Source organism: Arcticibacter tournemirensis, assembly GCF_006716645.1.
Classification (GTDB): Bacteria; Bacteroidota; Bacteroidia; order Sphingobacteriales; family Sphingobacteriaceae; genus Arcticibacter; species Arcticibacter tournemirensis.
Genome location: NZ_VFPL01000001.1, coordinates 1,588,054 through 1,603,113, shown reverse-complemented (window position 1 = coordinate 1,603,113; position 15,060 = coordinate 1,588,054). Strand labels below are relative to the sequence as shown.

At 44.9% G+C, this 15,060-nt stretch carries 12 protein-coding genes; 8 read left to right on the top strand and 4 right to left on the bottom strand.

Going from position 1 to position 15,060, the window contains the following annotated elements; translation table 11 throughout:
- Positions 1–8: 8 nt before the first annotated feature.
- The 4 genes from BDE36_RS06940 to BDE36_RS06925 all read right to left on the bottom strand — a co-directional run bounded on the left by BDE36_RS06940 (position 9) and on the right by BDE36_RS06925 (position 3,485).
- A complete protein-coding gene (locus tag BDE36_RS06940; RefSeq protein ID WP_235904316.1) occupies positions 9–1,247 on the bottom strand; it encodes a BamA/TamA family outer membrane protein in 1,239 nt (412 codons plus the stop codon).
- Positions 1,248–1,441: 194 nt separating this feature from the next.
- Positions 1,442–2,074: a DUF6266 family protein gene (locus BDE36_RS06935; RefSeq protein ID WP_141814285.1), complete on the bottom strand. Its 633-nt coding sequence runs from the start codon at positions 2,072–2,074 to the stop codon at positions 1,442–1,444.
- A 1-nt stretch (position 2,075) separates the two neighbouring features.
- Complete coding sequence (locus tag BDE36_RS06930; RefSeq protein ID WP_141814284.1) at positions 2,076–2,744, bottom strand: DUF6266 family protein; 669 nt, start codon at positions 2,742–2,744, stop codon at positions 2,076–2,078.
- A 336-nt stretch (positions 2,745–3,080) separates the two neighbouring features.
- On the bottom strand, positions 3,081–3,485 hold the full coding sequence (locus BDE36_RS06925) for an ester cyclase (protein WP_141814283.1): 405 nt from the start codon (positions 3,483–3,485) through the stop codon (positions 3,081–3,083).
- Positions 3,486–3,634: 149 nt separating this feature from the next.
- Between BDE36_RS06925 and BDE36_RS06920 the strand changes: the two genes are divergently transcribed.
- The 8 genes from BDE36_RS06920 (at position 3,635) to BDE36_RS06885 (ending at position 15,038) form a co-directional block, all read left to right on the top strand.
- Entirely contained in the window at positions 3,635–4,645 is a 1,011-nt protein-coding gene (locus BDE36_RS06920; protein ID WP_141814282.1) for an LLM class flavin-dependent oxidoreductase, read from the top strand.
- An 84-nt stretch (positions 4,646–4,729) separates the two neighbouring features.
- Positions 4,730–5,293: an RNA polymerase sigma-70 factor gene (locus BDE36_RS06915; protein WP_202618155.1), complete on the top strand. Its 564-nt coding sequence runs from the start codon at positions 4,730–4,732 to the stop codon at positions 5,291–5,293.
- Between the two features lie 127 nt (positions 5,294–5,420).
- On the top strand, positions 5,421–6,377 hold the full coding sequence (locus BDE36_RS06910; protein ID WP_141814281.1) for a FecR domain-containing protein: 957 nt from the start codon (positions 5,421–5,423) through the stop codon (positions 6,375–6,377).
- Between the two features lie 206 nt (positions 6,378–6,583).
- Positions 6,584–9,991 (top strand): SusC/RagA family TonB-linked outer membrane protein, encoded by a 3,408-nt coding sequence (locus tag BDE36_RS06905; RefSeq protein ID WP_141814280.1) that lies wholly within the window; start codon positions 6,584–6,586, stop codon positions 9,989–9,991.
- A gap of 11 nt (positions 9,992–10,002) precedes the next feature.
- Positions 10,003–11,928, top strand: coding sequence for a RagB/SusD family nutrient uptake outer membrane protein (locus BDE36_RS06900; protein WP_141814279.1), 1,926 nt, complete (start codon positions 10,003–10,005; stop codon positions 11,926–11,928).
- 160 nt (positions 11,929–12,088) lie between these two features.
- A complete protein-coding gene (locus BDE36_RS06895; RefSeq protein WP_141814278.1) occupies positions 12,089–12,787 on the top strand; it encodes a DUF6377 domain-containing protein in 699 nt (232 codons plus the stop codon).
- An 89-nt stretch (positions 12,788–12,876) separates the two neighbouring features.
- Positions 12,877–13,977 carry a glycoside hydrolase family 43 protein gene (locus BDE36_RS06890; protein WP_161987571.1) on the top strand — a complete coding sequence of 367 codons (1,101 nt, stop codon included), beginning with the start codon at positions 12,877–12,879 and terminating at the stop codon, positions 13,975–13,977.
- Between the two features lie 98 nt (positions 13,978–14,075).
- Positions 14,076–15,038, top strand: a complete 963-nt coding sequence (locus BDE36_RS06885; RefSeq protein ID WP_161987570.1) for a BT_3987 domain-containing protein — start codon at positions 14,076–14,078, stop codon at positions 15,036–15,038.
- Positions 15,039–15,060 lie beyond the last annotated feature (22 nt).

Sequence of the window (15,060 nt, the reverse complement as noted above, 5' to 3'; positions counted from 1 at the left end):
TTAGAACATCAGAATGCTTCTCCAAGACTAAACATCACCGAGCTGTAACCTTTGCTCAGCCCATAATCGATCCCAATATTTGTATTCGACCCCTTATTGAACTTAATCCTTAGGCCGGTTCCACCGGCGGGATGCCAAGAGGAAAGAAATGTTCCTGATCCGCTGACCGTATTCACATTCGCAAAAACGACGAATCCCAATAATCCATTTCTGGTGATGTCTCTCCTGTATTCACTTTCAAAATATAAAAGGCTTTTCCCGCGATAGCGGTTCTGTTCTATTCCTCTTCCCGATCGATTATAAGGGTCCCATCCAATACCCGGCAAATCGAGATACGGAACCTTGTTTGTTAAAGCCGTCCAGTAATACGACCAGAAAGCCATCGTATTTTGTTGATTCCTGTTCTCAGGATTCAGAGGAATATATTTTCTTACATCAAGGTATACCGACTGCCAACTGTTATTGCTGCCTAGAAAAGAAGGGTTCACCCTATAGGAAAGATTTGCATAAGAGCCCGGCAGCGGATTAATTGAGTTGTTCCTGGTATCATACAGCAGATTGAAGGTAAGCCCGGAAGAAAAAGAATTCCCCTCTAAGCCATACTCGTACCCGGTGAAACTCTTCAAATCAACCTCTGGATTGTCACTTTTAATATTAAAGTGATAATCCAGGGAATAGCCCATGCCTGCAAAAAGGTAAGGCTTGATCCGTTTCAGGGCGCTCTGGTAAAAACGAATATATTTATAATCCACAAGGGTCCGGTCTTCATAAGCATGACTGCTGCCTAGTCCCCAGGTATACTGAGGGTATACCATAAACCTGATATCTCCCTGGATGTTCCAGGTGTTATCCGGGAGCCAGATGCTGCTCCGTAGGGGCAAACCGAACCGACCTTTAAAGTTCCAGTATGGAGCAAATGTGGCGCTTGAAAGATTAGTAGTTTTGCGAGGCCCTAAATAAATACCAGCCGTAGTGCTGGTAATTAACGCACGACCGCTTCCTCCCGGTGCGCTGCCACTCACAGGAAGGATAGAGAAATAAATCTTCTTATCCCGTTCTTCCCTGATCTTTTGCGGTTTAATGTTAAATAAATCTTTCGCAATGTCAATTAAGTCGGTCTGCCGGGCCGTATCCTTCACAGTACTGTTCTGCGGGATTGTGTTGGGTCCGTTTTGAGCCAGCAATGCAGCAGGTAACATAAACAATACAACAAGCAGGCTTCTGAATATAATTTTCTCTTTTCCCATGGTTTCCACAGAGCCTGCTCTGCACACACTCCTCCTTCCCTCCGCTACCAAAGTTCTATTGGCTTAAAGCACGAGAGGTATATAAAGAAGCAAAACAGTTATGAATTGTTTTAATAGCTCAACAATAAATGAGCGGCTCAATAATCAAAGTAGACCTCTTCTCTTTTCCTGCCGTCGGTATTTCGCCGGAAGTGTTAACAAGCCACATACACACTGTCGGAAGACCACTTCCGGTTACGGTTCACGAAAAAGAGATAGGCATGCAGCTTGTCAGGCCCATAAACCGGTGGAAGTTCAGCAATCATACGCCCATCCCCTCTAACGGCCGTACCGTTTATACTGATAGACATCTCTTTCATCTCGTTGTAAATCACCAGTACAGCCTTATCTTCAGGTAATGCATCCACACCCGACCTGGCATTCTCTTCCCAGGCGACCTCAACACGAGTTCCTTCCCGACTGACAGTAAGCCCTTCAGGTTTGATCAGCAGGCCTCTGCTAAACAGCACTTCACTATAAATGATCTCTTCCTCCATATATCCGCCTCTGAAAGCATGCTTCATCATATGACTAAAAGCCGATCCGAATGCAGTCTTTCGGGTATACCGGTCTTTCTGCCACACTTCTTCTATCAGGGGTCGGAGCGGGTTCAGGAAACGGTTGGCTATGGCCACCTTGTTTTGCGTATTCAACTGTTTCTCACTGCGTACTTCGCTCTTTTTGGGCAAAGTGCGAGTATAACTGCCACGTACCGGGCCGTTACAGAACACAACATTTCCCACTTTTCCCGAAACGGCTATATTCATTAAGTTAGTTACTCTGGCCATATTATTTGTCTGGATTAGGTTCGTCTGTATCACTTTCTGGCACTATAAAACATCCCAGATAAGTACTCTGAGAGTTCTTAGTACCCGCTGCGTTGGTAAAATAAATATATCCTTGCATATGTTTACTATGAAATGCTGGCGGGAGAGGTATCTCAGCCTGTAGTTCACCGCGGCGAACCACACCCTCACTAATTACTGCTCCTCCTCCATCGCTATTGTAGAACAGTATAGTGGCACGGTCAGAAGGAGCCTGATTATAAGTATCCCCCAAATCGGCCCACCTCACTGTGATACAATCAGGCACTTCAAAAGTAACCTCCGGTGCTATGGCTCCTATCAGGCTTCCTGTGCTAATCCGAATCGATGCATAATCAAGATCTGAGCTATCACCCAAAAAGGCTCCGATATTAGCGCTTAATGCGAGGTTAAACGCTGAGGCGCGACCGGTATTCTGATGTTTGAAGCCGTCTTCCACCAGGTCCGGGATGAAGGAAAGAAAATCATGGATCTTTGTAAAACGGATACAATTGATATTATCCTGATCGCCCTTCTTTTTTTTATTTGCCTTCAGGATCCCTTTCAGGTAATGAATATCACGCCATTTGGAGGCGATCACGGTGCCTACCTTACCGGAAACGAGACCAATGGCCCCGGGTACTAATTCTCCCATTTTGATTTTTGTTAGGGTTTAATCATCATACTAAAAAGCAGAAAACTCTTTATCATAAAACAGAAAAAGAGGGGTAAAGGTTTATAAAGACCCTATAAAATGTCTGACCAATACCTGACCAGACCCGGATGTTATCAGCATCTCGTCAGCATCTTGTTAGGATCATGTCAGACTCTCGTCAGACTTTAGTCTGACATGATGCTGAGGAGATACTGACGAGATGCTGACATGATGCGGCATTGGTCAGGGTTTTATCTGGGGTTTGTCAGACAGTGTACCTATATTGGCCTCCCTGGGGTCACCCTTCTTTTAGTACATTATTAAAGCTTATAGTAATTAAAAAAGGAATTCTCCTTTGATCTGATCTCTTATGGCATCCTTATCTATCAAAGACCAAACCTCGCTGATCTTGTTGCCAGCCAGCCGATAAAACACGTGCTCCGAAAAGGATACCTTTTGGCCATGCACGGGTATGCCCATAAAAACGGTTACAGGCGTGCAGCTAAAGTTTAGGCGGCATGCAATTTCATTCTCCTGTGTTAAAAGCAGATCGACATGAAAATACAGGTCGGGTATATCCCTGAAATTTTGGGTAAGCATCTCCTGATAATCCTTGAGGGATATTTGATTTTGATTATAGATGACCGTTTGACTCACAAACTGGTCGAGGTCTCCAAGCGATCTGTTATTCAGGCAGTCGATATATCGTTGGTAAAAGTGCCTGGTTGCCAATGAGTCCATTTTATGAGCGTTTTGGTTTATAACAAGACCGATGAAAAATGGTTCGCATGTTCCTCCAGGCAGAATATACTTTGTTGTTTGCAAGGACGGGAATACAAAAAATGACCAAGCCATTACCTCCAAATAGATGACGCTGCGCATATTGCATTATGGAAATCGGAATAGACAGTTTTGCTTCGGCAATGTATGGAACGAACATGCTCAGCAGCGTGGATGCCATGGAACAGCTATTGGAACGCATTGTTCATGCCGACCAGGCCGGGCTTGACGTGTTCGGTATCGGCGAGCATCATCGCAAGGAATTTTTAGATTCTGCAACGGCGGTAATCCTGGCTGCGGCTGCAGCGCGCACAAGTCGCATCCGACTGACGAGCGCTGTTACAGTGCTCAGCGCTGCCGATCCGGTCCGGATATTCCAGCAGTTTGCAACGCTCGACCTGATTTCCAAAGGCCGGGCCGAAATGGTGGTTGGCCGCGGTTCGTCGGTAGAAGCCTATCCTCTTTTTGGCTTTGACCTCAACGATTACGATGCTTTGTTTCGTGAGAAATTGGGCCTCCTACTGCAAATTCGCGATAATGAATTTGTTACGTGGTCGGGCAGGTTCCGGCCTCCGATCCCGAATCTCCCCGTCTATCCCCGCCCGCTTCAGGAAAAGATGCCTGTTTGGCTGGGCGTTGGAGGAACGCCTGAATCCTTTGCCAGAGCAGGATCGCTGGGACTACCCCTGATGGTGGCCATTATTGGCGGTAACACTTCCCGTTTCCGGCCGCTGGTCGACCGCTACCGCGAGGCCGGGGCACGTGCCGGCTTTAGTCCTGAACAATTAAAAGTGGGCCTGCATTCCCCCGGATACGTTGCCGAAACGGGTGAGCGTGCGGTGAGCGAATATTATCCCGGCTACGCCGAGCTGTGGACCAAACTGGGTCGTGAACGCGGCTGGCCGCCCGTTACCCGCGCGAGCTTTGATCATCTGATCGGGCCACAAGGAGTCTTGCTAGTCGGCAGCCCCGAACAGGTGGCAGAAAAGCTTATGCGCCACAGTGAATCCCTTGGCGGCATCGACCGCTTTACCTTCCAGATGGATAACGCCGGGCTTACACATGAGCAATTGATGCGTTCAATAGAACTTATTGGCGAAAAGATCATTCCGTTTACCTGAAGACACTTGTTAATTATTTGAATTGCAGGTAGCTGAACCGGGGATTTTCGAAATAGTTATTACCTTTATCGCTTCAAAGCAGTTATGATCGATAAGGAACAAGTGCGAAATCTAAGTTTTGATGAAATATATCTGATTTATTACCCCAAGCTGGTAAGATTTTGTAGAGAATATATTTTGTCAGAGCCGGATGCCGAGAATATAGTACAAGATTGCTTCTTATATATCTGGGAACGGAAGGATACGCTAAAATCAATAGACAATATTAACGCCTTTCTATTCCGGCTTGTCAAAAATAAGTGTATTGATCACCTTCGGCACCGGGTGACCGTTGAAGCAAAGAAAGAAGAAATACGAAGTACTTATCTGAAAGAATTTGAATTCAAATTACTGGCTATCTCTTCATTTGACGACTCTCTGTCAGATGAAGAAATTGAGACTATTATTTATAACGCAATAAGCCGCTTGCCTGATAAATGCAGGGAAATTTTCATCCTCAGCAAGCTGAAAGGCATGAAATATGAAGAGATAGCTTCTCATTTGGAACTGTCGCCCAACACAGTGAGAAATCAAATCGCCATCGCATTGCAAAAAATGCGTAAGGAACTAAAAGACTATTTGCCTCTCCTCCTTTTTATCATAGGATAATTTAGAAGTTTAACGACGCGTTTTCGGCCCCACCTGCCTGACGCAATAGCGAAATGAATATTTTTTTCATTCTGTTTGGTAGTTTTTAGGATATCATTCGACATAGTGACGTATAACCAGTAAGTCAATGGAAGATTTATTACACAGGTACTTTTCAGAATTGCTGTCGGATGACGAGAAGGACATTCTTTTTGCAAAGATGAAAGAGGACGCTGAACTCCGAAAACAGTTCATTGAGATTCAAAACAACTACTCTCTCGCGCAGATGCTGAAGAATACCGGTGATGAAGAGTATGCAAAGAAAAGCTTCTTACGACTTAAGCAAATGCGCAGGGGCGCAAAAATTCGTCGGCTTAGTACCAGGCTCGCCAGATACGCTGCGGTCGTGTTAATGGTAGCGGGACTGTCCTTCCTTTTTAAAAAATATATCTTCAATACAGACACAAAGGTTAAGTACACTGAATACAAGGCGCCATTAGGCACAAGAAAAGAAGTATTACTATCCGATGGCACAAAGGTATGGTTAGCGCCGGCATCGAAAATAAGGATTCCTGTGAAGTTTAGTGGAAACACCCGCTCCGTTGAATTGGATGGCGAAGCCCTCTTCGACGTAACCAGCAATAAAGAGCAACCTTTTATTGTAACGACAGGTAAATTTAAGGTGGAAGTGCTTGGGACCATTTTTGTTGTAAATGCCTACTCTCGTGACAAGTCGTTTAAGACTTCATTACAGGAAGGAGCTGTTAAAGTATATAACGAAAATGAGGAAATGACCTTAAAACCCGGAGAAAGCAGCGTTTTGAGTGCTAATAAACTAATTAAAGGAAAGACCTCGTTAAACGATATCCAATATTTACAAAGCGGAATTTACAAGTTTGATGATATGCCGTTAAGTGGGATTGTTAACAAAATGAGCAACTGGTATGGAGTTAATTTTGTCATAAAAGAGCCCAAACTGGCAAAAAGCTTATTATCTGGAAAAATCAGAGAGAATGATAAGATCGAGAGCATTTTAAAAGCGGTGCAACAGATATATCCGTTTAAATACCGCAGATTAACGAACCACCAGATTGAAATTTATTAGGCTCCTGAGCATAATAAACAGCTGGAAGGATAACAAAATAACCAAGTAAACAACCAATTAATAACGATGAATATAAGGGATTCGTGACTTTCGTCAACTAAAGCAAGTCAGGGAATGCGCCAACATATCCCTGACTTAAGTGAGCTACTACAATTACTTAGCAATTGAAACCGTAATATCAAACACTTTAATTATGAAGCAAAATTATGAAAAATAATACGTTGCTCCTTTGCCTTATCGCCAAAAAACTAACGGCAGGATATTTTATGAGATTATCCATTTTTTTTTCGTTCCTGCTGCCGGCACATTTATGTGCGGCAGCAGTTTATTCTCAATCAGCTAAAGTTAGCATCCAGAGCAATGGAAGTACTTCCCTGGCGACGTTAATTACAGAGATTGAAAAGCAGACCGATTATCTGTTTATTTATAGTGAGAAAGACATTAACCTTCAGCAGCGTGTAAAGGTTACCCCACGCAAAGAAGCGGTGCAACATTTGCTCGATGAGGCCTTTGCTCAAACGGATATTGTCTATGCATTGTCAGACAAGTACATCTCATTAAAGTCGAAAGGCCGGGATAAACTCCGTGAAAACCTTCAGCGCGACGACCGGCCAGTAAAAGGGAAAATCCTTGATTCGAAGGGGCAACCAATTATCGGCGCTTCGGTAAGAGTTCAGGGAACGACTACCGGAGTCAGCTCGGACGCCAACGGGTATTATATTATCCAGGCATCGAAAGGTCAGACACTTCTATTTTCATACCTCGGGTTCAAACCAGTAACAGCTATTGTTCCGGCATCATTATCTCTTGATATTGTGATGGAAGAAAATGTGAAAGGGCTGGATGAGGTGGTTATAGTTGGTATGGGTACTCAACGCCGGGCCAGCGTGATCGGCTCCATTTCTACAGTGAGGGTGGCGGACCTGAAAACGGCATCAAGGTCACTGACCAACTCGCTGGCAGGCCGGATGGCCGGAATTGTCGCTGTTCAGCGCTCCGGGGAGCCGGGGTATGACAATGCCAATTTCTGGATCCGGGGAATATCCACCTTTGGCTCTAACAGAAGTCCCCTCATTCTGGTGGACGGAGTGGAGCGGGCAATGGAAAACCTCGATCCCGAGGAAATTGAAAGTGTGTCTATCCTCAAGGATGCATCAGCAACGGCTGTTTACGGGGTGAGAGCTGCCAATGGCGTCGTTTTGATTACAACACGTAAGGGACGGGCTTCGGAAACTCCTGACATTGGGCTGAAAGCCGAGTACGGTATCAGTAAGCTCACACGGATGCCAAAATTGCTCGGCGGGGTAGACTATATGACCTTATATAATGAGGCTGCCGGAAAGCAGGTCTACTCGCAGGAAAGAATAGAAAAAACGGCCGAAGGCGCCGACCCTTATCTTTACCCTGACGTCAATTGGTTCGACCAGATCTTCAAAGATAATTCTAATAATGGTATTGTCTCTTTGAACGTACGCGGAGGGGGTCAGGTTGCGCGCTATTTTGTAGCGGGAAGTGCGTTCCAGGAGTCAGGAAACTTCCGGGACAATCCGCAAAGTGCATATAAGTCAAATATTAACCTTGACAGGTATAACTTCCGGACAAACGTTGATGTCTCTCTAACTAAATCCACTATAGTAGAAATTGAACTTGGAGGATATCTTATAGATTCACATTATCCGGGTACTGGTACAAACGATCTGTTTAATAAGGCATATGTTGCCAACCCCATCAACATACCGTTACAATATCCAATGGGACTTAATGAAGATGGAAGCACCCACTATGTCTGGGCCGGAACGGCTTCTAATACCACCGAAAACCCGGCGGAACGTTTAATGGGCTCAGGCTTTTCAACTGAATACCGCAGTCAGTTACTGGGCCAGACCCGTTTGACCCAGGATATCGGAAAACTGGTGCCCGCCCTTAGTGGATTAACGGCCAATGTAGCGTTCTCATTCGACGCCTACAACCAAACCCTAACTCAAAGGCATAAAAAGGATTCTTATTACCTGGCCAACGGGCGTGATCCGGAGACGGGCGATCTGGAACTAGTACAGACCTATATCGGCAATGAGTACCTGGGCTATGACAAATCTTTAGGCAGCAACCGCGCGATCGAAATGAAAGCCCAGCTCAACTACGACCGGGTCTTTGCTGACCACCGTGTTGGGGCTATGGCCATGTATTATCAGCGGGATTATAGGGATGGTAATGCTGGGAATGCTATTTCATCACTGCCTTTCCGGAAGCAGGGCATTGCATTCAGAACTACTTATTCTTATCTCGACCGGTATTTTGCGGAGTTCAATCTGGGATATAATGGATCTGAAAACTTTCCGAAAAATCAGCGGTTCGGCCTTTTCCCTGCCGGAGCCGTAGGCTATCTGGTTTCCAGCGAGAACTTCTGGAAGGATCATAAAATAGCTGATATCATTAACATGCTCAAACTAAAGGGCTCTCTCGGACTAGTTGGCGCCGAAGCGCTTCCTCGTATCAATAATCAGGATCAAAGGTATGGATATCTTTCCATCGTAGGCGGAGGACTTGGCGGCTATAGGTTTGGGGATGGAACCTGGTACGACGGAACAGGTGAAAATCAATATGGAGTAGCTAATCTTTCCTGGGAAAAGGGTTTGAAGTCGAACATTGGAATTCAGGCCGAATTTTTCAAAGGTGCAGCTTCTTTGGAAGTGGATTATTTTCATGAAAAGAGGTCGGATATACTGGTACAGCGCAACTCACTACCCGCTATAGTAGGTATCAATCAGGCTCCATTTGCCAACCTGGGGAAAATGAGGAATCAAGGTATAGACGGTACCCTCGAACTAAATCACCAGTTTGGTAAAGTAAATACGCGCTTATATGGTAATGCAACTTTTACAAAAAACAAAATTCTTGAGCAGGATGAACCTGATTGGAAATATACTTATCAAAACCGGACGGGACAGAAACTGGACCAGCAGTTCGGACTTATCGCTTTAGGCTATTTTAAAGACCAGGCAGAAATTGATAACAGTCCGAACCAAACATTTGGCACCGTTCGCCCTGGGGACGTCAGGTACCAGGACGTAAACGGAGATGGCGTCATCGACGCTTATGACGAAGTACCGATCGGGTACTCCGGTATACCGGAACTCATTTATGGGTTCGGATTCCAGGTAGGGTTCAAGGGATTTGATGTGGGCATGTTCTTCAGAGGACAGGACCGGGTTTCCTATATGCTGGGAGGTGAAGGCTTTGTTCCGTTTCAGGAAGGAGGCGACAGAGGAAACCTGTTTGTGCAAACCCTCGACAGATGGACGGAGGATAATCCTCGTCAGGATGCCTTCTACCCCAGGCTGAGCATCGGCAACTCTAATAATAACTTCAGAAACTCTACGAAATGGCTCTATGACGGCAGCTTCCTTCGTCTGGCTGATGTGGAAGTAGGCTATAGTTTTCCTAAGCGCTTCGTGAAACCGCTTTCAATGAAAGGCCTGCGCATTTATTTCCATGGGAGTAATATGGCCCTCTTCTCCAAATTCAAAATGTGGGATCCGGAACTTGGAAAAGGCCGGGGAGATTCCTATCCCCTCCAGCGAAAAATGAACGTAGGATTAAGAGTTGACTTTTAAAATATACTAACATGAAAATCAAACATATTATCAACGCAGTTCTTGCCTTTTGTCTGCTGGCGTCAAGTTCGTGCTCCGATTATTTAGACAAGATGCCTGACGACCAGAAGACAATGGATATAGTCTGGAAAAGCCAGAAAGAAACCGAAGCGTATTTATATAACGTATACTCTCAGTTGCCGGATGACATCAACATTTATAGTGGGTTCCCGTGGGTCGGGGCGGCAGATGAATTAGACGTTGTGTGGGAACGTTATCAGACGGCGAGCATCAACGTTGGCAACTGGGCCCCTACTAATGTTTACTACAACCCCTGGCCAAGCTTTTATCAGGCAATCAGGGCTTCCTTTGTTTTTGAGAACAATGTCGACAAGAACTTCCAGCTAAGCGAATCGCTGAAGAAGCAATATAAAGCAGAGGTTAAATTTTTGAGAGGCTACTATTACTGGCGCTTACTCAGACAGTACGGTCCTTTTGTTTTGATAGACAAAGAAACAACTTTTGATGATGACTGGAATAAATACCCCAGAACTCCTTATGACCGTTGTGTTGAGTATATCTGCCAGATGATGGATGAAGCGTCAGCTGATCTTCCATTCACATGGAAATCAAGCCCCAAATGGCTGGGTAAGGCCGATCAGGTTGCCTGTAAAGCCGTTAAATCGCAGGTTCTTCTGATGGCGGCGAGCCCTCAATGGAATGGAAACCCTGATTATGCTTCATTTAAGAATCCGGACGGCACTCCACTGACCAGTACGACCTATAGTGAGGATAAGTGGAGACAGGCTGCTGCGGCTGCTAAGGCAGTAATAGATGCGGCTGCATCCTCTCCGGCGGGACAGGAAATCAGGCTTTACAAGAATAATGAAAACGGAGATGCAACTTTCAATCCCTATAAATCGGTCAGGGACGTCCATTTAGCAAAATGGAACTGTGAGGTTTTATGGGGAACTGCAAGAGAAGACAGAGACATAACCGAGCTGGAAAGGCATATGACTCCCAGGCCTGGCGGTTGGAACGGTTTAGGCCCTACTCAGCGGGTCGTTGATGCATTTTTCATGAACAACGGAAGGACGATTGAAGATCCCGCGTCCTCATACCAGGAGACGGGATTTGCTCAGTCTGCACATCCTAACTGGAAAAGAGACCATGTGGACGAAATCAGGTCGGGGAATTCGTGGGGGAACCGCGTTGGCGAATGGAATATGTACGCCAACAGGGAAGCCCGTTTTTATGCCAGTATTGTGTACAACGGCCGGCCCTTGCCCCAGGTTTCGAATGATGACAGGAATGTGTATTCGAGTAATAAGAACAAGAATGGATGGGGCAGAGTTGAATTGTACTCGTCGGGTGTATCCGGATCAGGCTCCACCGATCACTCTACAACAGGCTATTTGATGCTTAAATTCACCCACCCCGACAGCAATCCTTACCGGAACCAATTCGGCGCCTGGCGTCAGCACACCTATATCCGTTTAGCTGAAATATATCTCAACTACATTGAAGCTCTTAATGAATATGACCCGGGCAATCCAGACATCCAAAAATACTGGGATTTAATCAGAGAACGTGCCGGCCTCCCCAGCATATTTGATACATATCCGGAAATAAAAGGGAATAAGGCTAAACAGCTGGAATATATTATCAGGGAACGTCAGGTTGAATTATGTTTCGAAGGCGATCGTTATTTCACTACCCGCCGCCGGTTGCTCTCCGACAAGGTAGATACGCAAAGGCCTGAAGAAAGACGGATGTATGGTGATAACGGAGGAATGTACGGCATGAATGTGCTCGCAGGAGACGACTTCAGCTCTACCAATTTCTACAACCGGACACGATTTGAGAACAGAGTCTTTACGAAGAAAATGTATTTATGGCCTATGCCACAATCAGAGATGGACAGGAATAAATCAATGGTTCAGAACCCTGGCTGGTAATGGGATAACCCAGCGCCCTTTTTATTCCTTTGTGGCTTAAAAAGGGCGCTATATCGGGCAAGCGATCCTTATAAGTAAACTGATGATAAGATATCTTTTTTTATCGGTACTACCACCGATAACCAGCAGGCTGATAGAAGAAAAGTAACACGAAAAGGATATGATTTGGATAGGCTTTGTTATGCTCCTGTTTGTAACCATCGTACTTGTTTTTCAGTTGGTATTGTTCCGTAAGCAAATGATCCGCATTAAAATGGATAACCGGATAATTCAAGAAAAGAACACAGAATTAGAGGACCTGAACGGTAAGCTTTGGGAATCATCGCGCATACAGGAAGAACTGACTGGACTCTTTTTTAAAACCTGCTCGTCCTACATAGAAAGGTTGGATAGAGTAAGATACAAAGCACAGTATAACATAAAATCAGGGAAGTATCAGGATGCTGCAAATTTACTGGGTAATGTACAAACACAAAAAGAAAGAGATCTAATTTACAGCACCTTAGACAAAATCACCCTAACACTCTTCCCCGACTTTGTCGCCTCAATTAATTCCCTGTTAAAGCCAGAAGACAAGATATGGCTAAAAGAGGGTGAAATGCTGACGGCGACACTACGCATATTCGCTTTGATACGTTTGGGGATAACGAGCGTTGATGCCATTGCTAAGATACTTGATTACACCGTTAACACCGTGTACACCTATAAAACACGTATTAAAGGCAAGGCATTAATACCACCCGAATTGTTTGAACAAAAGATTATGGAGATCAAATTCACCGGCGACCGCAGTGTTTGGCCGGCGTTGCCGACTAAATTTTTTATATCGTTCATCAGTGAACATTTTAGAAAAGTATAGCACCTCCTTAAATGGAAAGAGTTTTGATTTTCCTATCTGGATGCCGTTAACAATTTAACAATGAGACGCATATGTATTTTGCAATTTATATGAAAAGAATATTACTAATATTATCAGTTGCTTCGATCGCGCTGTTTACTCCGTCGTGTAAAAAGAATAATACAGACGATACCATTAATAAGGTTGATCCACCCGTACAACAGGCGAAATCTTTCAAAAACCCTTTAATAGATGGCGCGGACCCATTTGTAGCGCAAAAAGACGGCTACTATTATTTCTTGTCTACACGGGGCGGTGATATAGCCATTGCAAAAACGCGTGCGATGTCACAGCTTGCGACTGCAGCAAATAAGGTGGTATGGACACCAGCGCAAAATACCGAATACTCTGCTGATATCTGGGCGCCTGAACTTCATTTTCTTGCCGGAAAGTGGTACATCTATTTCGCCGCCTCCCAAAGTGGTGTTGATAATAGCAACCGCATGTTTGTGCTCGAAAATGGAAACGCCGACCCGACACAGGGAACATGGACATTTAAGGGCAAGATATTTGATGCAACCAATGATCAATGGGCTGTAGACGGCTCGATACTTACCATTGGCGACAAAAACTACCTGATATGGTCTGGATGGGAAAGCGTTTCGGAGAGGTTTAAGCAACTTATCTATATAGCGCCAATGTCGAATCCGTGGACGCTTAGCGGGCCAAGGGTACCGATATCATCGCCAACGAACGTATGGGAAAAATACGAGCCCAGCTCTATGGGCATCGGAGTAAATGAAGGCCCTATAGCTTTACAACGGGATGCAAATAGTCCCATGTTTGTTATTTTCTCCGCCAGCCGCTATACCAGCGATAACTACTGCCTTGCTCAAATTCAACTAAAAACGGGCGGCAATCCTCTGATTGCGGCAGATTGGATCAACAAAAAACAGGTTTTCGTACGAAACGACAATGCCGCTGTTTATGGCCCGGGACATAACGGTTTTTTTACCAGCAGCAAGACAGATGATAAGGGCGTAATACAAACCGAAAACTGGTTTATCTATCATGCGCGAAGTGTGCCTAATCAGCCAAATGGTGCACGGACAAGCCGAATGCAGAAACTTACCTGGAATACCGACGGCTCGCCAAACTTTGGCAGCGCCATCGGCACTAACGTGGACATTCCTAAGCCTATAGGCGAATAAGTTTTTAACAAGAATCTGATAGCGCAATGACTTCCATTGAAGGCTTGACAGATGACAGACCAATAATCAATAAACTAAATAACCAAAAACTATTAATCATGAAAAAAACATACAGTAAAGTAGTTATACTCCTAGCCATGTGCTATTTCCTTCAGGGTTGCAAAGAGGATACTATCCTGCCCGATCAGGATGAATCACTATATAACCAGCTATACATGCCCCAGGCGGTAAAAAGCGCCGTTGTGAAGACGCTAATAGAAAAACCGGAAGACCAGACGCTGATTTACGGAGCGAATATTGGTGGAATGAGGTCTCCGGAGAGCGATATCAAGGTTTCTTTCCATGTAGACCAGGATATGGCCGCTGCCTATAACTCAACGAATCATACTTCTTATGAAATACCACCGGCAGAATCTTTTCAGTTAAGTAGTACTGAGGCGGTAATAAAGAAAGGCACGTTCGCGACCGAGCCGCTGAAGTTGTCTATAAAAACCACGGGCGCAGGATTGAAACTTTTTAAGACCTATTTGATACCGATCACGATTACCTCTGACCATATGACAAATGCGAATCTTAAAACAACCTTTTTCTTAGTAAGGTGCGAGCCGGATATTGCAAATTATCCGGATTATGACCGCTCTGGTTGGACGGTCATAGATTTTTCAACACAGGAATCCAGCGGCGAGGGGCCAAATAACGGACGGGCTATATTTGCGTTTGATAATAACATCAATTCGTTCTGGCATTCACAGTGGACAGGCAGCGGCAGCCGGCTACCTCACTATTTAACTGTTGATATGGGCATGACAACAACTGTTCACGGATGTAATTTTATCCAAAGGCAGGCAAGTGGCGTTGCTGGTAAGGCAGATTCAGTTCTGATCAGCTATAGTTTGGATAATAATGAATGGAAAGAAGCTGCGGGTATTCATCTGCAGGCGGTACAATCACAACAAAAAATATGGCTGCCGGATTTTATCGAGGCACGTTATCTCAAATTTACCATCGTTACAACGCATAGCGAACAATTCTCAAATATGGCTGAAATTGGCGCTTACTAGAACAGATTAATTTAAAGCTATA